Origin of the sequence: Cupriavidus sp. SIMBA_020, from assembly GCF_046535395.1 — a bacterium.
Classification (GTDB): Bacteria; Pseudomonadota; Gammaproteobacteria; order Burkholderiales; family Burkholderiaceae; genus Cupriavidus; species Cupriavidus campinensis.
In genome coordinates, this window is record NZ_JAWRWU010000002.1 from 160,393 (window position 1) to 184,638 (window position 24,246).

Here is a 24,246-nt window from a genome sequence, read left to right on the forward strand (position 1 = left end):
CCTGATGTGTCCGTGCTTACTTGGCGACCGGCGTTTCGGTGTCCGGCTTCCAGATCTGGCCGATGGCCACGCTCTGGAGCTTCTTCTTGCGGCCGTACCAGAGGTTGACCAGGCCGCGGTTGAAGAACACCGCCGAGAACATCGAGGTCAGGATGCCCAGGCAGTGCACCACCGCAAAGCCGCGCACCGGGCCCGAACCGAAGGCCAGCAGCGCGAGGCCGGCGATCAGGGTGGTCACGTTGGAGTCCAGGATGGTGGCCCACGCGCGGTCGAAACCGACCGCGATGGCCATTTGCGGCGAGGCCCCCGAGCGCAGTTCCTCGCGGATACGCTCGTTGATCAGCACGTTGGCGTCGATGGCCATGCCCAGCACCAGTGCGATAGCCGCGATGCCCGGCAGCGTCAGCGTGGCCTGCAGCATCGACAGCACGGCAATCAGCAGCAGCAGGTTCACGCCCAGTGCGGCCACCGAGAACACGCCGAACAGCATGTAGTACAGCACCATGAACACGGCGATGGCGCCGAAGCCGTAGGCCACCGAGTCGAAGCCCTTCTGGATGTTGTCCGCGCCCAGCGACGGGCCGATCGTGCGTTCCTCGATGATTTCCATCGGAGCCGCCAGCGAGCCGGCGCGTAGCAGCAGCGCCAGGTCATTGGCTGCCTCGGTCGAGTACGAGCCGGTGATCTGGAAGCTCGAACCCAGTTCCGACTGGATCGTCGCCACGGTCAGTACTTCACCCTTGCCCTTCTCGAACAGCACGATGCCCATCGGCTTGCCGATGTTCTCGCGCGACACGTCGCGCAGCACGCGGCCGCCCTGGGCGTCGAGCTTGATGTTGACGGACGGGCGCTGGTTCTGGTCGAAGCCGGCCGAGGCGGACTCGATGCGGTCGCCGGTGAAGATCACCTGCTTCTTGAGAATCACCGGCGCGCCGTTGCCCTGGGTGAACAGCTCGCTGCCGAACGGCACCGGGTCGCCCGCACGCGGGTTGCGCGGCGCGTCGTTGTCGGCCAGGCGGGCCTCCAGCGTGGCCGTGCGGCCGATGATGTCCTTGGCCTTGGCGGTGTCCTGCACGCCGGGCAACTGCACCACGATGCGGTCCGCGCCCTGTTGCTGGATCACCGGCTCGGCCACGCCGAGTTCGTTCACGCGGTTGTGCAGCGTGGTGATGTTCTGCTTGACGGCGGCGTCCTGCACGGCCTTGCGGGCCGCGTCCGTGAACGTGCCGACCACGTTGTTACCGTCCATCGTGAACGACAGTTCGCGCAGGCTTTCGACCAGCACGCTGCGCGCGCGGTCGCCGTCGGCGGCACTGCCCAAGCGCACGATCAGGCGGTCGCCGTCGCGGTCGATGCCGCCATGGCGGATGTTCTTGTCACGGAGCAGGGTGCGGGCGTCGCCGGACAGGCTGTCCAGCTTCTTGTCCACCGCGCCCTTCATGTCTACCTGGAGCAGGAAGTGCACGCCACCGCGCAAATCCAGGCCCAGGTACATCGGCAGCGCATGCATCGCGGTCAGCCAGCGCGGCGAACCGGACAGCAGATTCAGCGCCACCACGTAGGTGGGGTCGGCTGCGTCCGGGTTCAGCGCCCGGCTCAGCGCATCCTTGGCCTTGAGCTGGTCGTCGGTGGTGCGGAAGCGCGCCTTGACCGAGCCGGACTGGCCGGACACGTCGAAGAACACGCCGTCAGGCTGGAGCTGGCTCTGCGCCAGCACCTCTTCCACGCGCTTCTGCATGGACAGGTCGACCTTGACGGTGGCCTTGGCGGACGAGACCTGCACGGCCGGGGCCTCGCCGAAGAAGTTCGGCAGGGTGTAGATGATGCCGATGGCCAGGGCCACCAGGATCACGATGTACTTCCAAAGCGGATAACGATTCATCTCTGGCCAGTCATTGCGGTTGGCGTGGCCGACGGGCGCGCTGGGGGCGCGCCGATCCGGCCGGACCGGTTGGCAAACAGCCGCCTGGCAGCCCTGGCCGGGTCCGGTGCGGACCCGCGGGCTGGTGCAGGCGGCTGCTGGGGCATGCGCACGGCAAGATGAACAGCCGTACTGACGAACATGCCGGGAAAATCAGGCGGGTTCAGGCGCCGCATGCGTGGCGCCCGGCGGGCCCGGTCAGAGCGACTTCAGCGAGCCCTTCGGCAGCACCGTGGTCACTGCATTCTTCTGCACGGTGACTTCGGTGCCTTCGGAGATTTCCAGCACCACGTATTGCTCGTTGACCTTGACTACGCGGCCCAGGATGCCGCCGGCGGTGACGACTTCGTCATTCTTGGCCAGCGCTTCCATCATCGCCTTCGCTTCCTTCTGGCGCTTCATTTGCGGGCGGATCATGATGAACCACAGTACCGCAAACATCAGGATGATGGGCAGGAAGCTCATCAGGCCACTCGCCGCGCCACCGGCGCTGGCAGTCTGGGCAAAAGCGTTCGAAATCAGCACGTTACTTCTCCGTCACAAAGGTCTATCAGGGAATCGGGCATTCTATCACCCGTGTTTGTCCCGCCAGAGCATTCTAGGTTCGAATTGCGGGTTTGTTCGGGGTGATTTGCAGGTCCTTTTTCAGACGTTGCAGACACCCGCCAGCATTCGACCATTCCATCGCCCGAAGTTCATTCGGTTGTCTGGTTTTCAGAACATTCTCAAGCGGTGCCTACTTGGTTCCGCGCGCGCGGTGCTCGGCGAACTGGCGCCGGAACGGCTCGAAGCGATGCTCCTCGATGGCCGTGCGCATCTCGCGCATCAGTTCCAGGTAGTAATAGAGGTTGTGGATGGTGTTCAGGCGCGCACCGAGGATTTCGCCCACGCGGTGCAGGTGGTGCAGATAGGCGCGCGAGAAGTTGCGGCAGGTGTAGCAGCCGCAGGTCTCGTCCAGCGGGCGGGGATCGTTGCGGTGGGCCGCGTTGCGGATCTTCACATCGCCAAAGCGCGTGAACAGCCAGCCGTTGCGGGCGTTGCGGGTCGGCATCACGCAATCGAACATGTCCACGCCCGAGGCCACGCCGGCCACCAGGTCTTCCGGCGTGCCCACGCCCATCAGGTAGTGCGGCTTGTTGGCCGGCAGGCGCGGGCCCACGTGCTCCAGCACGCGCATCATGTCTTCCTTGGGCTCGCCCACGGACAGCCCGCCGATGGCGTAGCCGTGGAAGTCCAGTTCGGACAGCCCGGCCAGCGACTCGTCGCGCAGGTCTTCGAACATGCCGCCCTGGACGATGCCGAACAGCGCGTTCGGGTTGGTCAGGCGCTCGAATTCGTCGCGCGAGCGCTTGGCCCAGCGCAGGCTCATGCGCATCGAGCGGGCGGCCTCGTCGTGCGTGGCGGGGCGGCCATCGATCTCATAAGGCGTGCACTCGTCGAACTGCATGACGATGTCCGAGTTCAGCGTGCGTTGGATCTGCATCGAGATCTCGGGCGACAGGAACAGCTTGTCGCCATTCACCGGCGACGCGAACGTGACGCCATCTTCGGTGATCTTGCGCAGTTCTCCGAGCGAAAAGACCTGAAAGCCGCCCGAATCGGTCAGGATCGGCTTGTCCCAGCCGACAAAGCGGTGCAGGCCCTCGTGCGCCTCCACCACGTCCAGCCCGGGGCGCAGCCACAGGTGGAAGGTGTTGCCGAGGATGATCTGCGCGCCGATCTCGTTCAGTTCGAGCGGCGACATGGCCTTGACCGAGCCATAGGTGCCCACGGGCATGAAGATGGGCGTCTCCACGACGCCATGGTTCAGGGTGACGCGGCCGCGGCGGGCGTTGCCATCGGTGGTCAGCAGTTCGAAATCGAGCATTTGGCGGGTCTCAGGTCAGTCCAGGCGGGTTAGCAGCATGGCGTCGCCGTAGCTGAAGAAGCGATAGCGTTGCTCCACGGCGTGGCGGTAGGTGGCGCGGATGGCCTCCACGCCGGCCAGCGCCGAGACCAGCATCAGCAGCGTGGACTTGGGCAGGTGGAAGTTGGTGATCAGGGCATCCACCAGCCGGAAGCGATACCCCGGCGTGATGAAGATGTCGGTGTCGCCGCTGTGGGCGGCCAGCGTGCCGTCCGCCGCCGCGGCGGATTCGAGCGCGCGCAGCGAAGTGGTGCCCACCGCAATCACCCGGCCGCCGCGCGCGCGGGTCTCGCGCACGGCATCGGCCAGTTCGGGCGAGATGGCATACCACTCCGCGTGCATCTTGTGCTCGGCGAGGTTCTCCGTCCGCACCGGCTGGAACGTGCCGGCGCCCACGTGCAGCGTCAGGAACGCGCGGCGCACGCCCTTTGCATCGAGCCGCGCGAACAGCGCGTCGTCGAAATGGAGCCCGGCCGTTGGCGCGGCCACGGCGCCCGGGTTGCGGGCATACACGGTCTGGTAGCGGGTCTCGTCGTAGGCGTCGGGATCGTGCGTGATGTAGGGCGGCAACGGCAGCCGGCCATATTGCTCGATCAGGTCCAGCGCCGGCTCGGGAAAGCGCAGCGTGAAGAACTGGTCGACGCGCGGCCCCACCGTTACGGCGAAGGCATTGTCGGCCAAGTGCAGTTGACTGCCCTCGGCGGGCGTCTTCGAGGCGCGCACCTGCGCCAGCACCGTGTGGCTATCGACCACGCGCTCCACCAGCACCTCCACCCGGCCGCCGCTCGGCTTCTGGCCGAAGAAGCGCGCCTTGATCACGCGGGTGTCGTTGAAGACCAGCAGGTCATTGGGGCCTAGGTAGTCCAGGATGTCGCAGAACGCGCGGTCGACCAAGCGCACGGCGTCGGCACGGTCTTCCGGCGCGGTCCGCTCCACCACGAGCAGGCGGCTGGCGCTGCGGTCGGGCAGGGCGGACTGCGCGATCAGCTCGGGCGGCAGGGGAAAATCGAAGTCGGATAGCGTCAACATTGCTTCAGAATAGCGGGCACGGCAAGCGGGTGGCGGCACCGGGTTAGGGCGTCGTCACAGGCATGGGTACAATCGGCGAATCCGACATTGTAAGGCTTGGGACGTCCGCGCATCGGCCAGTCCCCCGTTTACCGCCCATATTCCCGCGCTGATGCCAGGCACCGCCACCGACTCCCTCGACCGTCGCGACGATAGCGAACCCAGCGAACCCAGCGGCTCCAACGACACGTCTCTCGGGCGCGCCCCCAAGGGCAAGCCGGCCGCGCCGGCCAAGCCGTCGTCCGCCGTGGCCCGCCTGGCCAAGCTGGGTCTGCGCCGTCCGGTGGACCTCGTGCTGCACCTGCCCATGCGCTACGAGGACGAGACCGCGCTGGAAACCATCGGCGAGGCCATCCGCCGCGCCGGCATGGGCCTGGCCGCGCAGGTGGAGGGCGAGGTCATCTCGAACGAGGTTACCTTCCGGCCGCGCCGCCAGCTGGTGGTCAAGATCGCCGACGACACCGGCGAGCTGACGCTCCGTTTTCTCAATTTCTATGGCAGCCAGACCAAGCAGATGGCCGAAGGCGTGCGTCTGCGCGTGCGCGGCGAGGTCCGAGGGGGCTTCTTCGGCGCCGAGATGGTCCACCCGCAGGTGCGCCCCGTGGTGCCCGGCGAGGCGCTCCCAGACCGCCTGACGCCGGTCTACCCGGCCACGGCCGGCATCTCGCAAGCCTATCTGCGCAAGGCGATTGGCGGGGCGATGTCCCGCACGCCGATGCCGGAGACCCTGCCGCAGGCCGTGCTCCAGGGCCCGCTCGCCCAACTGAAGCTGGCGCCGCTGGCCGATTGCCTGCGCCTGCTGCACAACCCGCCGCCACAGGAAAGCGAGGCCGCGCTGGCGGACCGTTCGCACCCGGCCTGGCAGCGGATCAAGTTCGACGAATTGCTGGCCCAGCAGATTTCGCTGCGGCGCTCGCAGGCCGCGCGGCGCGAGAAGAACGCGCCGTCGATGCCGCGTCGCGCGGACGGCCTGCTCACCAGATTCCTGGCAGCGCTGCCGTTCCGGCTGACCGGGGCGCAGCAGCGCGTGGTGGAGGAGATCGCCGCCGACATGACGCGCCCCCACCCGATGCACCGGCTGCTCCAGGGCGACGTCGGCAGCGGCAAGACCATCGTGGCCGCGCTGGCGGCCTGCCAGGCCATCGACGCCGGCTACCAGGCCGCGCTGATGGCACCCACCGAAATCCTCGCCGAGCAACACTTCCGCAAGCTTTCCGCGTGGCTGGAGCCGCTGGGCGTGCCCGTGGTCTGGTTGGCCGGCAGCCTCAAGGCGAAGGAGAAGCGCGAGGCCGCCGCCCGTGTGGAATCGGGCGAGGCGCAGCTGGTCATCGGCACCCATGCGCTGATCCAGGACACCGTGCGCTTTGCGCGGCTCGGGCTGTCCGTGGTCGATGAACAGCACCGCTTCGGCGTGGCGCAGCGGCTGGCGCTGCGCGGCAAGGCCGGGGAGGCGGAGACGAAAGCCGCGCCGGACAAGGTTCCGCATCAACTGATGATGTCGGCCACGCCGATCCCGCGCACGCTGGCCATGACCTACTACGCCGACCTCGACGTGTCCGTGATCGACGAACTGCCGCCGGGCCGCACGCCGATCGTGACCCGGCTCGTCAACGACGCGCGGCGCGACGAGGTGATCGAGCGCGTGCACCACGCCGCCGCCGAAGGCCGCCAGGCCTACTGGGTTTGCCCGCTGATCGAGGAATCGGAGGCGCTCCAGCTCCAGACCGCGGTCGAGACCTATGAAACGCTGGTCGCCGCGCTGCCGGACCTGCGCGTGGGGCTGGTCCACGGCCGCCTGCCGCCCGCCGAGAAGGCCGCGGTCATGGGCGATTTCAGCGCCAACCGGCTCCAGGTGCTGGTGGCCACCACGGTGATCGAGGTAGGGGTGGACGTGCCGAACGCCTCGCTGATGGTGATCGAGCATGCCGAGCGCTTCGGCCTGGCCCAGCTGCACCAGTTGCGCGGGCGCGTGGGGCGGGGCAGCGCGGAATCGGTGTGCCTGCTGATGTACCAGGCGCCGCTCTCGCCCACGGCGCGCGAGCGGCTGGCCACGATGCGCGAGACCACCGATGGCTTCGAAATCGCCCGGCGCGACCTCCAGATCCGCGGTCCCGGCGAATTCCTGGGCGCGCGCCAGTCCGGCGAAGCCATGCTGCGCTTTGCCGACCTCAACACCGATGCCTGGCTGGTGGACTATGCCCAGGAAGCCGCCGAACTGATGCTGGCGCGCTTTCCCGAAGCCGTGGAGGCGCATCTTTTGCGCTGGCTGGGTGGCCGGGAGCACTTTTTGAAGGCGTGACGGCGCGTGAGACAGGTCTTATATGTGCCTAAGACGATACATTGCTTTGCCGATCTGACAGACGGCGCAATCGAAGTTAAAATCTATCGCCTAACCGAACCTGATAAGTCATGACGCTCACCGAACTCAAGTACATCGTCGCCGTGGCGCGCGAGCGCCATTTCGGCCGGGCGGCCGAGGCGTGCTTCGTTTCGCAGCCGACGCTGTCGGTGGCCATCAAGAAGCTGGAAGACGAGCTGACCGTGCAAATCTTCGAGCGCGGCACCTCCGAGGTGTCGGTGACGGCCATTGGCGAGCAGATCGTGGCCCAGGCCCAGCGCGTGCTGGAGCAGACCATGGCCATCCGCGAGATCGCCAAGCAGGGCAAGGACCCGCTGGCCGGGCCGCTGCGCGTGGGCGTGATCTATACGATCGGGCCGTACCTGTTGCCGATGCTGGTCAAGCAGATGATCGGCACGGTGCCGCAGATGCCGCTGATGCTGCAGGAAAACTATACGAACAAGCTGATCGAGCTGCTCAAGCAGGGCGAGATCGACTGCGCGATCATGGCCGAGCCGTTCCCGGATTCGGGCCTGACCGTGCGTCCGCTGTACGACGAGCCCTTCGTGGTGGCCGTGCCGCGCGGTCATCAGCTGGCCGAGCAGCGCAGCGTCGATCCGGACGAACTCAAGCAGCAGACCATGCTGCTGCTGGGCAGCGGGCACTGCTTCCGCGACCACGTGCTGGGTGTGTGCCCGGAGCTGTCGCGCTTCTCGCAGGCGGCCGACGGCATCCAGAAGACCTTCGAAGGGTCGTCGCTTGAGACGATTCGCCATATGGTGGCCAGCGGCGTGGGCATTACCGTGCTGCCGCGCACCTCGGTGCCGGACCTGAAGCCGCGCAACGACATGCTGGCCTACGTGCCGTTCGCCGATCCGGTGCCGGATCGCCGCGTGGTGCTGGCGTGGCGCAAGAGCTTCACGCGCCTGCCCGCCATGGAGGCGCTGGCCAATGCCGTGGCGGCGTGCGACTTGGCCGGCGTGAGCCGGATTGGCGACGCGGCGTCCGTGGAAGCAGTCGCCGCCTGAGCGGATTCTCACGACATCGACATCGATATCGACAAAAAACGGCAGGGGCGATCCCTGCCGTTTTTGTTCGCGCCGCATCCACATAGCCGTTCGCTATTTCATAGGTTGAAATTATCGAATGTGAAGTTCGATAGATTTTCCTATACTTCAGCCATCGACACCCCGCCTGCGGGGTATCCACCGACTGAAGCGGAGAACCACCATGACGATGCTCGACCTGTTCGTGACCGAATTCCGGCAACTGCGCGCGGCTGCCGACGAGGGTCCGCGCAACGAGGAAGGCAGCCGCCTGCGCCGCAAGCTGGTGCGCAAGGAGATCGGCATGGCCATCGTGGCGCTGGGCGCGATGGCGATGTTCTTCCACGCGGCACAGGGTTTTGCCTTCCTCGGCACATAAACCTGATGCGATAATGACCGCCGACTGCCCCCAACCGTGCAAATGGTGTGGGCTTGGATTCCTCGTGGCGACAAACGGAGCTGAACGACCATGGCAAAGAAAAATGAGATGAGCGTGAACATCGGCATGTCCGACAAGGACCGCAAGAAGATCGCGGAAGGCCTGTCCAAGTTGCTGGCGGACACCTACACCCTCTACCTCAAGACCCACAACTTCCACTGGAATGTGACGGGGCCGATGTTCAACACGCTGCATACGATGTTCGAGACGCAGTACACCGAGCTGGCACTGGCCGTGGACGCCATCGCCGAGCGGATCCGCGCGCTGGGCTACCCGGCACCGGGCACGTACAAGGAGTACGCGAAGCTGTCGTCGATCGCCGAGGAAGAAGGCGTGCCCGACGCGACCGAGATGATCCGCAAGCTGGTGGAAGGCCAGGAAGCCGTGGTGCGCACTGCGCGCTCGCTGTTCCCGGCCATCGATGCGGCGGGCGACGAGCCCTCGGCTGACCTGCTGACCCAGCGCATGCAGACGCACGAAAAGACCGCGTGGATGCTGCGCGCGATGCTGGCCTGAGTCTGTCTGACCCGCGCACAACGCGTCACGGCTTTCCACGCCGCGACGCGTTTTTTGTTTTGTCTCGCCAGAAGTGAACGCAGTCCCCATGTCCGAACATTCCGCCGCCCCGCCGCACCCCCGCCGTCCCGGCCGCCTCGCGCTCTACGCGCGGCTGGTGCGGATCGACAAGCCCATCGGCACCTTGCTGCTGCTGTGGCCCACGCTGTGGGCGCTGTGGATGGCCGCCGAGGGCCCGCCCGCCTGGGGCATTTTCTGGATTTTCTTCGTCGGCACGTTCCTGATGCGCTCCTCGGGCTGCGCCATGAACGACTGGGCCGACCGCGACTTCGACAAGCACGTGAAGCGCACCAGGGAGCGGCCGCTGACCGCCGGCTACATCGCCGGCTGGGAGGCATTGGTGGTGGCCGCCGTGCTGGCGCTGGCGGCGTTCGCGCTGATCCTGCCGCTGAACGGGCTGACCAAGGCGCTGGCCGTGGTGGCGGCCGTGGTGGCCGGTACCTATCCGTTCTTCAAGCGGTTCTTCGCGATTCCGCAGGCCTACCTCGGCATTGCCTTCGGGTTTGGGATTCCGATGGCGTTCGCGGCGGTGCAGGGGCAGGTTCCCCCCGTGGCGTGGCTGATGCTGCTGGCCAACGTCTTCTGGTCCGTGGCCTACGACACCGCCTATGCGATGGTCGACCGTGACGACGACCTGCTGATCGGCATCAAGACCTCGGCGATTACCTTCGGCCGCTTCGACGTGGCGGCGATCATGCTCTGCTACGCCGGCTTCCTGGGCCTGATGGCCTGGGCTGGCGCGCTGCTGGGACTGGGCTGGCCGTACTACGCCGGGCTGGTGGGGGCGGCCGGGCTGGCCGGCTACCACTACACGCTGATCCGCGACCGCGACCGCATGAAGTGCTTCGCGGCGTTCCGGCACAACAACTGGCTGGGCGGGGTAGTGTTCGCGGGCACGGCAATCGCCTACTGGCTGAAGTAGGCGGCCGTCCCAAGGCCCGCCCGGACGTTTCTCAGTCCTTGCCGCTCAGTCCTTTCCGCTTAGTCCTTGCCGAATTCGGCGCCCATCTCGCGGCCCCGGGCCGCCGCCGCGTGCATGGCGCGGACGAAGGCGTCCTGCATCTTGTCCGCGTCCATCGACGTCAGCGCCGCGTAGGTCGTGCCGCCCTTGGACGTCACGCGCTCGCGTAGCAGGGACACCGGCTCCGGCGACCCGGCGGCCAGCGCGGCCGCGCCCCGGAAGGTCTCCACGCCCAGCTGGCGGCCCTGTTCGGCGGTCAGGCCCATTTCCTTCGCCGCGCGCTCCATGGCTTCGATGAAATAGAACACGTAGGCCGGGCCGCTGCCCGAGAGGGCCGTCACGGCGTCGATCTGGTTGTCGTCATCGACCCAGACGCACTGGCCCACGGCTTGCGCCACGGCCGTGGCGATGGCGCGGTCCGCTCCGCTCAGGCCCGGCGCGGCGGCCAGGCCGGTCATGCCCATGCCAGCCAGCGCCGGCGTGTTCGGCATCGCCCGCACCAGGCGCGACGTGTTCAGCCAGCGGCCCATGTCCTGGAGCCGGATGCCGGCCGCCACGCTGATGATCAGGTTGCCCTGGCCCGCCGCCAGATGGGGCACGAGCGGTGCCACGGCGTCGCGGAACTGCTGCGGCTTGACGGCCAGCACGATGACGTGGCTGGCGCCGAACCGGGCGTCCGGCGCGGCCTGGGTCCGTACGCCGAGCGTCCGTTCCAGCCGCTGGCGCGCATCGTCCGACGGATCGATGACGCAAATGGCGCGCGCGGGCACGCCGCGGGCCACCAGGCCGCCGATCAGGGCGGACGCCATGTTGCCGCCGCCGAGGAAGCCGAAGGTGAGCGTATCGAGCATGTCTTTCCTTGTCTTTTCCGATGTTGCCGGGTCGATGCGTGTCGCCCGGCGTTCTTGTGGGTGGGGGTGGCGGGCGCCGTCAGGCGCGCGCGCCGAAAATCGCGGTGCCGATGCGCACCAGTGTGGCACCCTCGGCGATGGCCGCGCCCATGTCCGCGGACATGCCCATCGAGAGCGTGTCTACGTGTAGCCCGGATTGCCGCAGTTGATCAAGCAACCCGCGCAGCGCCGCGAACGGCCGGCGCTGCGCGTCGGGGTCGTCCGCCGGCGCCGGAATTGCCATCAGCCCGCGCAGCCGCAGGTTCGGCAGGGCGGCGATGGCCTGCGCCAGCGGCAGCACCTCCGCCGGCGCCACGCCGCTCTTGCTGGCCTCGTCGCTGATATTGACCTGGATGCAGACCTGGAGCGGCGCCATGCCCGCCGGCCGCTGGGCCGACAGCCGCTCGGCGATCTTCAGCCGGTCGATGGCGTGGACCCAGTCGAAATGCTCGGCCACCGGCCGGGTCTTGTTACTTTGCAGCGGACCGATGAAATGCCAGGTAATCCGGTCGCGCAGGTCGGCCAGGGCGGCGATCTTGTCGAGGCCCTCCTGGACGTAGTTTTCCCCGAAAGCGGCCTGCCCGGCCTGGAAAGCCGCCCGCACAATGGCCGGCGCGACGGTCTTGGAGACGGCCAGCAGGGTGACCCCGGACGGGTCCCTGCCGGCTTGTTGTGCAGCCGCCGCGATGTCATTTAGCACGGCTTGCAAGTTGGCGGCGATTACAGACATAATCCAGCGGACATACCAAAGAAGTACACAACAACAAGTCGTATATTAGGGTGGGGTCATTATAGATGGACATCGCGCAGCTATTGGCTTTTGCGGTCAAGAACAAGGCATCCGATCTCCACCTCTCGGCAGACATGCCGCCGATGGTGCGTATTCACGGGGATATGCGTCGGATCAACGTGGCGGCCATGGGCCACAAGGACGTCCACGCCATGGTGTACGACATCATGAGCGACGTTCAGCGCAAGAGCTACGAAGAACGCCTCGAGGTCGACTTCTCGTTCGAGATTGCCGGCCTGTCACGGTTCCGGGTCAATGCCTACACCACGCAGCGCGGTTCTGCCGCTGTGTTCCGGACCATTCCGTCGAAAGTCCTGACGCTCGATGACCTCCATGCACCGGCCGTGTTCGCGGACCTCTGCATGAAGCCACGCGGCCTCGTGCTCGTGACCGGCCCGACCGGCTCGGGCAAGTCGACCACGCTGGCGGCCATGGTCGATCACCGCAACGACGAGGACATGGGTCACATCCTCACGGTGGAAGACCCGATCGAATTCGTCCACAACTCCAAGAAAAGCCTGATCAACCAGCGCGAACTGGGCCCGCACACGCATTCGTTCGCGAACGCGCTGCGCTCGGCGCTGCGTGAGGATCCGGACGTGATCCTGGTGGGCGAATTGCGTGACCTGGAAACCATCCGGCTGGCGTTGACCGCCGCCGAAACCGGCCACCTGGTCTTCGCCACGCTGCACACGAGTTCCGCCGCCAAGACCATCGACCGGGTGGTGGACGTGTTCCCCCCCGAGGAAAAGGACATGGTGCGGACCATGCTGTCGGAATCGCTCGAGGCCGTGATCTCCCAGACGCTGCTCAAGACGCGCGACGGCAACGGCCGGACCGCGGCGCACGAGATCATGATCGCCACGCCCGCCATCCGCCACCTGATCCGCGAGAACAAGATCGCGCAGATGTATTCGATGATGCAGACCTCGAGCGGCATGGGCATGCAGACGCTTGACCAGTGCCTGAGCGATCTGATCAAGCGCGGCATGATCAACTACAACGACGCGCGGGCGATTGCCAAGAATCCCGACGCCTTCATGGGCTAAGGGGAGGCCGACGCCATGCTCGACCGCGAATCCGCCGCGAAGTACATCAACGACCTGCTGGAGCTGATGGTCAACAACCGCGGCTCGGACCTGTTCATCACGTCCGAATTCCCGCCGGCCATCAAGGTGGACGGCAAGATCACGCCCGTCTCGCAGCAGCCGCTCAACCCGGCGCAGGCGCTGGGCCTGGTCCGCTCGATCATGAACGAGCGCCAGGTCAAGGAATTCGACGAAAGCCGCGAGTGCAACTTCGCCATCACCGCGCCGAACGCCGGGCGCTTCCGCGTCTCGGCCTTCATCCAGCAGGGCAAGGCCGGCATGGTGGTGCGGACGATCAACACGCGCATCCCGTCGGTGGAAGACCTGGACCTGCCCACGTCGCTGCATGAGATCGTCATGGCCAAGCGCGGGCTGGTGATCGTGACCGGCGCCACGGGCTCGGGCAAGTCCACCTCGCTGGCGGCCATGCTCGACCACCGCAACGCGCACTCGTACGGCCACATCATCACGATCGAGGACCCGATCGAGTACGTGCACGCGCACCAGAACTGCATCGTCACGCAGCGCGAGGTCGGCATCGACACCGAGTCGTGGCACGTGGCGCTGAAGAACACGCTGCGCCAGGCGCCGGACGTGATCCTGATCGGCGAAATCCGCGACCGCGACACCATGGAATACGCGATGCAGTACGCCGAGACGGGCCACCTGTGCCTGGCCACGCTGCACGCCAACAACGCCAACCAGGCCATCGACCGGATCATCAACTTCTTCCCCGAGGAGAAGCGCCAGCAACTGCTGATCGACCTGTCGCTGAACCTCAAGGCGATGATCTCGCAGCGGCTGCTGCCGCGCGCCGGCCGCAAGGGCCGTGTGCCGGCCGTGGAGATTATGGTGGGTACGCCGCTGGTGGCCGACCTGATCTTCAAGGGCGAGATCCACGAGCTCAAGGAAGTCATCAAGAAGTCCCGCGAGCAGGGCATGATCTCCTTCGACCAGGCGCTGTTCGAGCTGTACGAGGAAGAGAAGATCGCCTACGAGGACGCGCTCAAGAACGCCGACTCGCTGAACGACCTGCGCCTGATGATCAAGCTCCACAGCGCCCGCCACCGCGACGCCGACCTGGGCGCCGGCACCGAGCACCTGAACGTCATTTGATCGGACGACGGGCGGGCGCGGTATGCTCGCGGTTGTCTGCAATGCATTCTCCGGAGCCGCCATGAGCAACGTCTACCAGTTCGAAGCGAAGTCCCTGTCCGGCCAGCCGGTGCCGCTGGCCGATTTCCGCGGCAAGGTGCTGCTGATCGTCAACACGGCCAGCGAGTGCGGGTTCACGCCCCAGTACGCCGGGCTGGAGGCGCTGCACGAGGCCTACGAGCCGCGCGGCCTGGCGGTGCTCGGCTTCCCCTGCAACCAGTTCGGCAAGCAGGAGCCGGGTGACGCCGCGCAGATCGGCCAGTTTTGCGAGACGCGCTTCCAGGTCAAGTTTCCGATGTTCGAGAAGATCGAGGTCAACGGCGCCGGCGCGCATCCGCTCTACAAGTGGCTGACCTCGGAAAAGCCCGGCGTGCTCGGCACCCAGGGCATCAAGTGGAACTTCACCAAGTTCCTGCTGCGCCGCGACGGCACGGTCTTCAAGCGCTACGCGCCGACGACCAAGCCCGAGGACATCCGCGCGGACATCGAGACGCTCCTGAGCGACCCGGCGGCCTGAGGGGTTTGAGGGGCCCGAGGGGCCTGAGCGACGTCAGCCCGGCATATCGGGCTGCACCGCGCGCAGGAAGCCGTTGAGCGAGCGGTCCGGCGTCTCGTGGAATTGCTCGTCGAGGATCTCGATGGTGCGGCAGCGGTCCAGCCGGAAGCTGCGATAGTCGGACCGCGCCGTGCACCATGCCGCCAGCAGCCAGACATTACCCCAGAAGAACAGCCCCAGCGGCTGCACCACGCGCTCGGTGACGCGCTGCTGGGCATCGATATAGTCGAGCCGCAGCAGCCGTTGCGCGCCGATGGCGCCATGCACGGTGTCGAAGGCCTCGCGCACGGCCGGGTGGTTGAGGTACTCGGGCGCGAAGATCCGGCTCTGCTGCGCTGCCACGCGGCGCGGGGGCGGCAGGGCGGCCATCAGCTTCTCGAGCGCCGGGTCCGCCGCCGCGGCCAGCGCGCCGCCGCCCCAGGCCTTGAGCAGGCGCAGGCCGGCGACCATCGCCTCCACTTCCATCGCGGTGAACATCAGCGGCGGCACGTCGTAGTCCGGCCGCAGCCGGTAGCCGATGCCGGCCTCGCCCTCCACCGGCACCCCCGACAGAGACAGCGCCTGGATGTCACGGTAGACCGTGCGCTCGGACACGCCCAGCCGCTGCGCCAGCAACGCCGCCGTGGTCAGCCGGCGGCCGCGCAGGACCTGCACGATCTGGAAGAGGCGGTCGGCACGGCGGCTCATGGGCGGCTCATTGGCAGGGGCGGGAGGGGAAGGATGGAGGGGCGGGGGTGCCGGATGGGCGCATCATGCCCGCCGGCTCCTGACAGCGTACTGTCAGGAGGGTGTCAGGGGTGTCAGGGGTGGCAGGGCTGGCATGGGAACGTGCCCCGGTCAGTGGGGCATCCATGCCGCCAGCACGGGCACCACGATGGCGGTCAGCACGCCGTTCAGGCCCATGCCCAGTGCGGCGAAGGCGCCCGCCTCCTGGTTGACCTGGAACGCGCGCGCCGTGCCGATGCCGTGGGCCGCCACGCCGGTGGCGAAGCCACGAATCACGTAGTCCCGCACGCGCAGCATATTGAGCAGGCCGGTGGCGCTGACCGCGCCGATGATGCCGGTGGCCATCACCAGCACGGCGGTCAGCGAGGGCAGGCCGCCGATCTTCTCGGACACCCCCATGGCGATCGGGATCGTGACCGACTTGGGCGCCAGCGAGCGCACCACCTCGGGCGATGCCCCCAGCGCGTAGCCGATGCCCACCGCCGACACCACCGCCACCAGCGACCCCGCCACCAGCCCGCAAAGCAGCGGGAAGGCGTGCGCGCGGAGCTTCGGCAACTGGGTGTAGAGCGGCACCGCCAGCGCCACCGTGGCCGGCCCGAGCAGGAAGTGGACGAACTGCGCCCCGTCGAAGTAGGTCTTGTACGGCGTGCCGGTCACCGTCAGCACGGTGACGAGGATGGCCACCGAGATCATCACCGGGTTGGCCAGCGGCGAGTACCGCGCGCGCTCGTAGATCCGGAAGGCGAAGACGTAGGCGATCAGCGTGGCGGTGAGCCCGATCAGCGGGCTGGCCGCCAGGTAGACCCAGATCTCGTTCAGACGCGGCGACATCATGGCTGCGCTCCGCTATCTGCCGCTTCGGCAGCTTCGGCCTGGGGCGGTGCCGGCTTGCGCATCAGCGCCCGGGTGACCAGCGCGGTCACGACGATCGCCAGCCAGGTGGAGATGACCAGCGCGACGACAATCGGCATCCACTCACCGCCAATCCGGTTGGCGTGGACCATGATGCCAACGCCGGCCGGCACGAACAGCAGCGACAGGTGCTTGAGCAGCTCGCTGGTGGTGTTCTGGATGATAGGGAGCAGGCGGTTGTCGAAGACCAGCCAGCCGAACAGCAGGAGCATGCCGATCACAGGACCGGGCACGGGCAGGCGCAGCGCGTAGCTGATCACCTCGCCCACGGTCTGGAAGACCAGCAGGATGGCAAACGTCTGGAGCATGGGGGCGCATCAGGGTCGAAATGTGCCGACATGGTACTCCGAGCCGCCCTCCCGCGCAGTTCAGGCGCAGACCATGCGCTCCACCAGCTCCACCCAGTGCATCACCGGCGTCTCGGTGCCGCTTTGCAGGTGCGTGATACAGCCGATATTGGCCGAGACGATGGCATCGGGCTCCGTGGCCTGGAGCTTGGCGAGCTTGTCGTCGCGCAGCGGATAGGACAGCTCCGGCTGCAACACCGAGTACGTGCCCGCCGAGCCGCAGCACAGGTGGCTGTCGGCGCAGAGCCGCACCTCGATGCCCAGTCCGGTCAGCAGCGCCTCCACCTTGCCCCGGATCTGCTGCCCGTGCTGCAGCGTACAGGGCGGATGCCAGGCCACGCGCCGGCCGTCGCGCGGCACGGCGCCGGCCAGCCGGTGCAGGTCGTCGGCGAAGTCGGGCAGGATCTCGGAGAGGTCGCGCGTCATCGCCGACACCCGTGCCGCCCGCTCCGCGTAGGCGCGGTCGTGGCGCAGCAGGTGGCCGTAGTCCTTCACCATCACGCCGCAGCCGGAGGCCGTCATGACGATGGCCTCCGCGCCGGATTCGATATACGGCCACCAGGCGTCGATGTTGGCGCGCATATTGTCCAGCCCGCCGTCGTGGTCGCCGGTATGGAAGCGGATCGCGCCGCAGCAGCCGGCCTCGCTCGCCACCACCAGCTGCACGCCGAGCTTGTCCAGCACGCGCGCGGTGGCCACGTTGATATTGGGCGACATCGCCGGCTGCACGCAGCCGTCCAGCAGCAGCATCTTGCGGGTGTGGGTGGTGCGCGGCCACGGCCCGGTGGGCGGGGTGATGGCCGGTACCTTGTTGCGCAGCGCCACCGGCAGCATCGGGCGCACCATCTGGCCGAGCTTCAGCGCCGGGCCGAACAGCTTGGGCCGGGTCAGCCCCTCGCGCAGCAGCCAGCGCGCCATCCGCTCCTTCGCGGGGCGGTGGATACCCGCGGCCTCGAGCCGCTCATCCACCACCTTCCGTCCGATATCGACCAGCCGCCCGTACTTCACGCCGGACGGGCAGGTGGATTCGCAGTTGCGGCAGGTCAGGCAGCGGTCCAGGTGCAGCCGCGTGCTTTCCGTCACGGGCTGGCCTTCAAGCATCTGCTTCATCAGATAGATGCGGCCGCGCGGGCCGTCCAGCTCATCGCCGAGCAACTGGTAAGTGGGGCAGGTGGCGGTGCAGAAACCGCAGTGCACGCACTTGCCGACGATGGACTTGGCTTCTTCGCCTTCGGGCGTGTTGCGCAGGAATTCGGCCAGTGTGGTTTGCATGGTTCGGGGGCGTAGACGGTAGACGGCTCAGAGGCCGGTGTACAGGCGCTGCGGATTGAAGATGCCGGCGGGGTCGAAGGTGGTCTTGAGCCGCTTGTGGATGGCGGCCAGCGGGGCCGACAGCGGCGTGAACACGCCGACCGCCTTGTCGCCATTGCGGAACAGCGTGGCGTGGCCGCCGGCGGCCTGGGCAATGGCGCGCACCGATTCGGCCGAGACCGAGGCCGGGTCGCCTTCTGGCGCCAGCCACCACCGCTGGCCGCCGCCCCATTCCACAAGCTGCGCGCCGGGCAGGTCCAGCGGCGGGGCGATGGTCGGCACGGCAATGCGCCACAGCGCGCGGCCATGGTCTTTGGCGTGGGCCGGGGCGAAGAAGGGGTGCGACTGTTCGCGCAGCGCGGCCCAGAGCGCGCGTGCCTCGCCGGGCTCGACGCGATCGCCGCCCAGCTTCTCGCACGCGGCGCGCACGGCCGCCGTGGCGCCCGAGAGCCGTACGTCGAGCACGCCGTCCTGCCACGCCGACGCCGCGATCGGCAGCGGCTGACCGCCCCAGCGGTTCAGGCGCTCGATGGCTTCGGCCTGCGGCAGCGCAAAACGCAGCGTGGCGTCGTCGAACGGCATCGGCAGCACCTTCAGCGAGACCTCCAGGATCAGGCCGAGCGTGCCGAGCGAGCCGGTCAGCAGCCGCGAGACGTCATAGCCGGCCACGTTCTTCATGACCTGCCCGCCGAAGTGCAGCACCTCGCCGCGCCCGTCCATCAGCTGCACACCGAGCACGAAATCACGCAGCGCGCCCACCGATTGCCGGCGCGGACCGGACAACCCGGCCGCCACGGCGCCGCCAAGCGTGGCCGTGCCGGACGGGGCGAAATGCGGCGGCTCGAAGGCCAGCATCTGGCGTCGTTCGGCCAGCGCCGCCTCGATTTCGGCCAGCGGCGTGCCGCAGCGCGCCGTGACCACCAGCTCCGCCGGGTCATAGTCGACGATGCCGGCGTGCCGGCGCGTGTCGAGCACGGTGCCGACCAGCGCCTGGCCGTAGAAGTCCTTGCTGCCGCCGCCGCGCAGGCGCAGCGGGGCGCGGCTGTCGCCGGCCTGGCGGATGGCATCGCGAAAGGCGTCGAGTGTGGCTTCCATTTGGGGACCCTTGGCGTTTTTTGTTGGAGGGCGGCTCAGGGCCGGTTTGGCGGCGCCCGGCCGGGGCCGCCGGGCTCGTCCAGCCCGGCACGGTCCTCGACCTGGTACGCCGGCAGGACAGTGCCGCAATGCTTGCAGAAGCCCGCGTCGGGCTCGTGCCCCTCGGTCAGGCAGTGCTCGCACGTGCGCGTGGTCAGCGGCCGCCGGATGAGGCTGGCCGCCAGTTCCGCGCCGACGATGCCGGTCGGGAAGGCGATGATCCCGTAGCCGAGCAGGATGGTCAGCGAGGTGATGAACTGCCCGATGGGCGTGCGCGGCACGATGTCCCCGAAGCCCGTCGTGGTCAGCGTGACGATGGCCCAGTACATGCTCACCGGGATGCTGGTGAAGCCGTGCTGCGGGCCTTCCACCACGTACATGATGGTGCCGAGGATGATCGTGATGATGAACACGGTACCCAGGAACACGAAGATCTTGCGGCGGCTGTTGGACAGCGCCATGGCCAGGATCTGGGCTTCCTCGAAATAGACCGTGAGCTTGAGGATCCGGAACACGCGCAGCAGCCGCAGCAGCCGCACGTCGATCAGGAAGGCCAGTTCCGGCACGAAGAACGCGGCCCAGGTCGGGATGATCGAGATGAAGTCGATGATGCCGAAGAAGCTGAACGCGTAGCGCAGCGGCCGCCGCACCACCAGCAGCCGCATCACGTACTCGGCCGTGAACAGCAGCGTGAACATCCACTCCAGCAGCGTGAACGTCCGGCCCGCGCGCGCGTTGATCGACGGCACGCTGTCCAGCATCACGATGGCCACGCTGGTCACGATGGCGATCAGCAGCACGATGTCGAACAGGCGCCCCTGGCGCGTGTCGGCCTCGAAGATGATCGTGTACCAGCGCTGGCGCCAGCCGGCTTCGGGCTGGCCCAGGCGCTGCCGGAGGCGCGCGTTGAGGAAGCGCTCCTGGCGGGCGTCCTGGGCGTGCTGTTGGCGGGTGTTCGGGTTGGGCATGGGGGTGGCGATGGTGAGCGGGTGTCGGTGGGGCGCGTGGCCCGCCCGGTACCCGCCCGCGCTCAGAAGCGCGGCAGGTCCGGATGCGGCAGCAGGCCGCGCCTGACGTGCATCTTGCCGTACTCGGCGCAGCGCGCCAGCGTCGGGATGGCCTTGTCCGGGTTCAGCAGCCGGGCCGGGTCGAAGGCGGCCTTCACGCCGAAGAACGCATCGCGCTCGGCCGGCGAGAACTGCACGCACATCGAATTCAGCTTCTCCACGCCCACGCCGTGCTCGCCGGTGACGGTGCCGCCCAGTTCCACGCAGGACTCCAGGATGTCGGCGCCGAACAGCTCGGCGCGATGCCATTCGTCGAGGTCCTCGCCGTTGAACAGGATCAGCGGGTGCATGTTGCCATCGCCGGCATGGAAGACGTTGATGCAGCGCAAGGCGTACTTCTGTTCCATCGCCTCGATCCGCTTGAGCAGCGTGCCGATGTGCTTGCGCGGAATCGTGCCGTCCATGCAGTAATAGTCGGGCGAGATCCGCCCGGCGGCCGGGAAGGCGTTCTTGCGCCCGCTCCAGAAGCGCAGCCGTTCGGCCTCGCTCTGGGACACCGTGATCCGCGTGGCGCCCGAGCGGCGCAGCACCTCGCTCATCCGCTCGATCTCCTCGGCCACTTCCTCGGGCGTGCCGTCCGATTCGCACAGCAGGATGGCGGCGGCGTCGAGGTCGTAGCCAGCCTTGACGAACTCCTCCACGGCGGCCGTGGCGGGCTTGTCCATCATTTCCAGGCCGGCCGGGATGATGCCGGCGGCAATCACGTCGGCCACGGCGTTGCCGCCTTTTTCCACATCGTCGAAGCTGGCCATGATGACCTGCGCGAGCTGCGGCTTGGGAATCAGCCGGACGGTGATCTCGGTGGCGACGGCCAGCATGCCCTCGGAGCCGATCAGCGTGGCCAGCAGGTCCAGGCCCGGGGCGTCGGGTGCCTCGGAGCCGAAGACCACCACATCGCCCTCCATCGTCACGGCGCGCACGCGCAGCACGTTGTGCACGGTGAGGCCGTACTTGAGGCAGTGCACGCCGCCCGAGTTCTCGGCCACGTTGCCGCCGATGGAGCAGGCGATCTGCGAGGACGGGTCGGGTGCGTAATAGAGATTGTGCGGCGCGGCGGCCTCGGAGATGGCCAGGTTGCGCACGCCGGGCTGGACCACGGCGGTGCGCGAATAGGCATCGACCGAGAGGATGCGCTTGAACTTGGCCAGCGACAGCACCAGCCCGCCGGCGATGGGCATCGCCCCGCCCGAGAGGCTCGTGCCGGAGCCGCGCGGCACCACCGGCACCCCGAGTTCGTGGCACAGGCGCAGGATGGCGCAGACTTGCTCCTCGGTGTCGGGCAGCACTACGGCCTCGGGCACCTGGCGGTAGGCGGCCAGGCCGTCGCACTCGTACGGCACGGTGTCCTCGGCCTTCCAGAGCACGGCGGCGGGCGGCAGGATACGGGCCAGGCCGGCCAGCAGTGCGGCGCGGGGGCCGTCGGCCTGCGTGGGGGCGCCGGCCAGGGTGTGGGCGTCTTGCGGGGCGTTCATGGCAACTCCTTGACGAGCCGGCCGCCGCGCATCACTTCACGCACCCGGCCGGGACGGCAGACTATAGCGCAGGCCCCCTGCCACGGGAGCCTTCGCCCACGTGAATTCGGCATGGCAGGCCGATCAAAACTGCTCATGCCATGCGCCCCGGCCCGGCTGGCGCGCTTTATATATATCCAGCCTAGTGGCCCGGACGCTACCAGTCCAGCCCGAGCAGCCAGTCCACGAAGTAGCGCGCCTCCGGCTGGAGCGGCGCCTGCTCGCGCTCGACGATGTAGTAGCCGTGCGGCGAGACCGATTCCACATCGAGCAGCTTGACCATCTGCCCGGCGGCCAGCCACTGGCGTGCCATGCGCTGGCGCACCAGTCCCACGCCCTGGTTCGAGACGATGGCTTCCAGCATCAGGCCGATATCGTTGAATTGCGGGCCGGTCAGGGGCTCCGGCCAGTCCAGCCCGGCGGTCTCGAACCACGGCCGCCACGGCTCTAGCGGGCTGCGCAGCAGTACCAGATTGTGCAGGTCGTCCGGGCGAGCGATGGCGCGCCCGTTGACCCGCTCGTAGTACTCCCGCCCGCACGCCGGAAACACCGGTTCGACTAGCAGTTTCGTGGTTTTCAGGTCCGGATAGCGCCCCGTGCCATAGCGGATCTCGACGTCGGTGTCCTCGGCTTTCACATCGAGGAAGGGCACGGACAGGTGCAGTTCCAGGTCGATATGGGGGTAGAGCGCCCCGAACTCGGGCAGGCGCGGCACCAGGTGCTGCCGGCCGAACGTGGGCGGAATGGCTACCCGCAGCCGCGTACGCAGCTTGTTGTACTCGGGGCGGGCGAGCTCGTTGAGGGACTTCAGCGCGTCCTGCACATTGCGCTGGTAGCGCGTGCCGGCGGCGGTGAGCCGCAGCGCGGCGTTGGAGCGCACGAACAGGTCGTCGCCCCACAATTCCTCCAGATTCTTGATGCGGTGCGAGACCGCGCTGGGCGTGACCGACAGTTCTTCCGCCGCGCGCGCGAAGCTGCCAAGCCGCGCGGCGGCCTCGAACGCGATCAGCAGGTGCAGGGGCGGGACGCGGTGGAACACCGATGCCATGGCGACGGGCCCCCGGTCAGCGCGCCGCGCTGAAGATCTTGCCCGGATTCAGAATCTGATTGGGATCGAGCGCCGCCTTGATCGCCCGCATCAGGTCCAGTGCGTCCTCGCCGTGCTCCTGCACGAGGAACCCCATCTTGTGCAGCCCCACGCCGTGCTCGCCGGTGCAGGTGCCGCCCATGGCCAGCGCTCGTTCGACGATGCGGCGGTTGATGTCCTCCGCCTCGGCCATTTCCTCGGGCTTGTCCGGGTCGACCAGGATCGCCACGTGGAAGTTGCCGTCGCCGACATGGCCGACGATGGGGCAGGGCAGCTGCGAGGCGTTCAGGTCGCGCTCGGTCTCGGTCACGCAGTCGGCCAGGCGGGAAATCGGCACGCAGACGTCGGTCGTCACGGACTTGCAGCCGGGCTTGAGCTGCAGCATGGCGAAGTAGGCCGTATGGCGCGCATTCCAGAGCCGGCTGCGGTCCTCGGGGCGCGTGGCCCATTCGAAGCCCTGGCCGCCGTGCTCGTCGGCAATCTGCTGCACGGTTTCGGCCTGCTCGCGCACGCCGGCCTCGGTGCCGTGGAATTCGAAGAACAGGTGCGGGGTTTCCGGCAGCGTCAGGTTGTCGTGGCGGTTGATCGCGCGGATGGCCAGCGCATCGACGAACTCCACGCGGGCCACCGGCACGCCAAGCTGGATGGTCTGGATCGTGGCGCGCACGGCATCGCCCATGCTCGGGAACGCGCACACGGCGGCCGAGATCGCCTCCGGCTGCGGGTAGAGCCGCACGGTGACCTCGGTGATGATGCCGAGCGTGCCTTCGCTGCCGACAAACAGCCGGGTCAGGTCATAACCGGCCGACGACTTGCGCGCCTGGGTGCCGGTGCGGATCACCCGGCCGTCCGCCGTGACCACGGTCAGGGCGAGCACGTTCTCGCGCATCGTGCCGTAGCGGACCGCGTTGGTGCCGGAGGCGCGCGTCGCGCACATCCCGCCCAGCGAGGCATCGGCGCCCGGATCGATCGGGAAGAACAGCCCGGTATCCTTGATCTCCTGGTTCAGCTGCTTGCGGGTCACGCCCGGCTCCACCGTCACGGAAAGGTCCTCGGGATGCACCGCCAGCACGCGGTTCATCTGGGAGAGGTCCAGGCTGATGCCCCCGGCCACGGCCAGCAGGTGGCCTTCGAGCGACGAACCGGCGCCGTAGGGAATCAGCGGCACGCCATGCTGGTTGCAGAGGCTGGCCAGTTCGGCGATTTCCTCGGTGGTGTGGGCGAAGACCACGGCGTCCGGGGCGGCGGGCGGGAACGGGGATTCGTCGCGGCCATGGTGGGCGCAGACGCCTGCCGAGGTGGAAAACCGTTCGCCGAAGCGGGCGGCCAGTGTCTCGGCCAGGGCAACGGGAAGGGGACGGCGCGCCAGGGCGGCGGCGGGCGTGGGGTGGTTCATGCTTTTGTCTCCGGCGAA

General features: G+C 67.8%; 23 protein-coding genes. 8 read left to right on the plus strand and 15 right to left on the minus strand.

The window, feature by feature from the left end:
• Positions 1-16: 16 nt before the first annotated feature.
• The 4 genes from secD to queA all read right to left on the minus strand — a co-directional run bounded on the left by secD (position 17) and on the right by queA (position 4,856).
• Positions 17-1,882 carry a protein translocase subunit SecD gene (gene secD / locus SB751_RS04895; protein WP_144202502.1) on the minus strand — a complete coding sequence of 622 codons (1,866 nt, stop codon included), beginning with the start codon at positions 1,880-1,882 and terminating at the stop codon, positions 17-19.
• Between the two features lie 237 nt (positions 1,883-2,119).
• The gene (gene yajC / locus SB751_RS04900) at positions 2,120-2,446 is read right to left on the minus strand and encodes a preprotein translocase subunit YajC (RefSeq protein WP_144202500.1); all 327 of its coding nucleotides are present in this window, start codon (positions 2,444-2,446) and stop codon (positions 2,120-2,122) included.
• A gap of 211 nt (positions 2,447-2,657) precedes the next feature.
• On the minus strand, positions 2,658-3,788 hold the full coding sequence (gene tgt, locus SB751_RS04905; protein WP_144202498.1) for a tRNA guanosine(34) transglycosylase Tgt: 1,131 nt from the start codon (positions 3,786-3,788) through the stop codon (positions 2,658-2,660).
• A 15-nt stretch (positions 3,789-3,803) separates the two neighbouring features.
• Complete coding sequence (queA, locus tag SB751_RS04910) at positions 3,804-4,856, minus strand: tRNA preQ1(34) S-adenosylmethionine ribosyltransferase-isomerase QueA (protein ID WP_410747834.1); 1,053 nt, start codon at positions 4,854-4,856, stop codon at positions 3,804-3,806.
• A gap of 151 nt (positions 4,857-5,007) precedes the next feature.
• Between queA and recG the strand changes: the two genes are divergently transcribed.
• The 5 genes from recG to ubiA all read left to right on the plus strand — a co-directional run bounded on the left by recG (position 5,008) and on the right by ubiA (position 10,216).
• Positions 5,008-7,194, plus strand: coding sequence for an ATP-dependent DNA helicase RecG (recG, locus tag SB751_RS04915; protein ID WP_144202494.1), 2,187 nt, complete (start codon positions 5,008-5,010; stop codon positions 7,192-7,194).
• Between the two features lie 110 nt (positions 7,195-7,304).
• The gene (locus tag SB751_RS04920; RefSeq protein ID WP_092298869.1) at positions 7,305-8,261 is read left to right on the plus strand and encodes a LysR substrate-binding domain-containing protein; all 957 of its coding nucleotides are present in this window, start codon (positions 7,305-7,307) and stop codon (positions 8,259-8,261) included.
• Between the two features lie 202 nt (positions 8,262-8,463).
• Positions 8,464-8,658, plus strand: a complete 195-nt coding sequence (locus SB751_RS04925; RefSeq protein WP_144202492.1) for a hypothetical protein — start codon at positions 8,464-8,466, stop codon at positions 8,656-8,658.
• Positions 8,659-8,748: 90 nt separating this feature from the next.
• Positions 8,749-9,234, plus strand: coding sequence for a Dps family protein (locus SB751_RS04930; protein ID WP_092298875.1), 486 nt, complete (start codon positions 8,749-8,751; stop codon positions 9,232-9,234).
• A gap of 88 nt (positions 9,235-9,322) precedes the next feature.
• Positions 9,323-10,216, plus strand: a complete 894-nt coding sequence (gene ubiA / locus SB751_RS04935; RefSeq protein WP_144202490.1) for a 4-hydroxybenzoate octaprenyltransferase — start codon at positions 9,323-9,325, stop codon at positions 10,214-10,216.
• Positions 10,217-10,275: 59 nt separating this feature from the next.
• Here the strand turns inward: ubiA and proC are convergent, their stop codons facing one another.
• Entirely contained in the window at positions 10,276-11,106 is an 831-nt protein-coding gene (gene proC, locus SB751_RS04940) for a pyrroline-5-carboxylate reductase (RefSeq protein ID WP_144202488.1), read from the minus strand.
• 79 nt (positions 11,107-11,185) lie between these two features.
• Positions 11,186-11,875 carry a YggS family pyridoxal phosphate-dependent enzyme gene (locus SB751_RS04945; protein WP_144202486.1) on the minus strand — a complete coding sequence of 230 codons (690 nt, stop codon included), beginning with the start codon at positions 11,873-11,875 and terminating at the stop codon, positions 11,186-11,188.
• Between the two features lie 65 nt (positions 11,876-11,940).
• On the opposite strand from SB751_RS04945, the gene SB751_RS04950 reads away from it, so the two are divergent.
• From SB751_RS04950 to SB751_RS04960, 3 genes are all read left to right on the plus strand, one after another.
• Positions 11,941-12,984, plus strand: a complete 1,044-nt coding sequence (locus SB751_RS04950) for a type IV pilus twitching motility protein PilT (RefSeq protein WP_144202484.1) — start codon at positions 11,941-11,943, stop codon at positions 12,982-12,984.
• Positions 12,985-12,999: 15 nt separating this feature from the next.
• The gene (locus SB751_RS04955; RefSeq protein WP_144202482.1) at positions 13,000-14,139 is read left to right on the plus strand and encodes a PilT/PilU family type 4a pilus ATPase; all 1,140 of its coding nucleotides are present in this window, start codon (positions 13,000-13,002) and stop codon (positions 14,137-14,139) included.
• 61 nt (positions 14,140-14,200) lie between these two features.
• Positions 14,201-14,695 carry a glutathione peroxidase gene (locus SB751_RS04960; RefSeq protein WP_144202480.1) on the plus strand — a complete coding sequence of 165 codons (495 nt, stop codon included), beginning with the start codon at positions 14,201-14,203 and terminating at the stop codon, positions 14,693-14,695.
• A 33-nt stretch (positions 14,696-14,728) separates the two neighbouring features.
• Here SB751_RS04960 and SB751_RS04965 read toward each other — a convergent pair whose 3' ends face one another.
• The 9 genes from SB751_RS04965 to SB751_RS05005 form a co-directional block, all read right to left on the minus strand.
• Positions 14,729-15,421, minus strand: a complete 693-nt coding sequence (locus tag SB751_RS04965; protein ID WP_144202478.1) for a helix-turn-helix transcriptional regulator — start codon at positions 15,419-15,421, stop codon at positions 14,729-14,731.
• A 150-nt stretch (positions 15,422-15,571) separates the two neighbouring features.
• A complete protein-coding gene (locus tag SB751_RS04970) occupies positions 15,572-16,297 on the minus strand; it encodes an LrgB family protein (protein WP_144202476.1) in 726 nt (241 codons plus the stop codon).
• A complete protein-coding gene (locus SB751_RS04975; protein ID WP_092298902.1) occupies positions 16,294-16,683 on the minus strand; it encodes a CidA/LrgA family protein in 390 nt (129 codons plus the stop codon). Before SB751_RS04975 ends, SB751_RS04970 begins: the two co-directional genes overlap by 4 nt.
• 60 nt (positions 16,684-16,743) lie before the next feature.
• The gene (gene glcF / locus SB751_RS04980; protein WP_144202474.1) at positions 16,744-17,994 is read right to left on the minus strand and encodes a glycolate oxidase subunit GlcF; all 1,251 of its coding nucleotides are present in this window, start codon (positions 17,992-17,994) and stop codon (positions 16,744-16,746) included.
• 27 nt (positions 17,995-18,021) lie between these two features.
• Positions 18,022-19,128 (minus strand): glycolate oxidase subunit GlcE, encoded by a 1,107-nt coding sequence (glcE, locus tag SB751_RS04985; RefSeq protein WP_410747835.1) that lies wholly within the window; start codon positions 19,126-19,128, stop codon positions 18,022-18,024.
• Between the two features lie 35 nt (positions 19,129-19,163).
• Positions 19,164-20,135, minus strand: coding sequence for an ion transporter (locus SB751_RS04990; RefSeq protein ID WP_144202470.1), 972 nt, complete (start codon positions 20,133-20,135; stop codon positions 19,164-19,166).
• 62 nt (positions 20,136-20,197) lie between these two features.
• Positions 20,198-21,706, minus strand: a complete 1,509-nt coding sequence (locus SB751_RS04995) for an FAD-linked oxidase C-terminal domain-containing protein (protein ID WP_144202468.1) — start codon at positions 21,704-21,706, stop codon at positions 20,198-20,200.
• 196 nt (positions 21,707-21,902) lie between these two features.
• Positions 21,903-22,793 (minus strand): LysR substrate-binding domain-containing protein, encoded by an 891-nt coding sequence (locus SB751_RS05000; RefSeq protein ID WP_144202466.1) that lies wholly within the window; start codon positions 22,791-22,793, stop codon positions 21,903-21,905.
• 16 nt (positions 22,794-22,809) lie between these two features.
• The gene (locus tag SB751_RS05005) at positions 22,810-24,228 is read right to left on the minus strand and encodes an FAD-binding oxidoreductase (protein WP_144202464.1); all 1,419 of its coding nucleotides are present in this window, start codon (positions 24,226-24,228) and stop codon (positions 22,810-22,812) included.
• Positions 24,229-24,246: the final 18 nt, after the last annotated feature.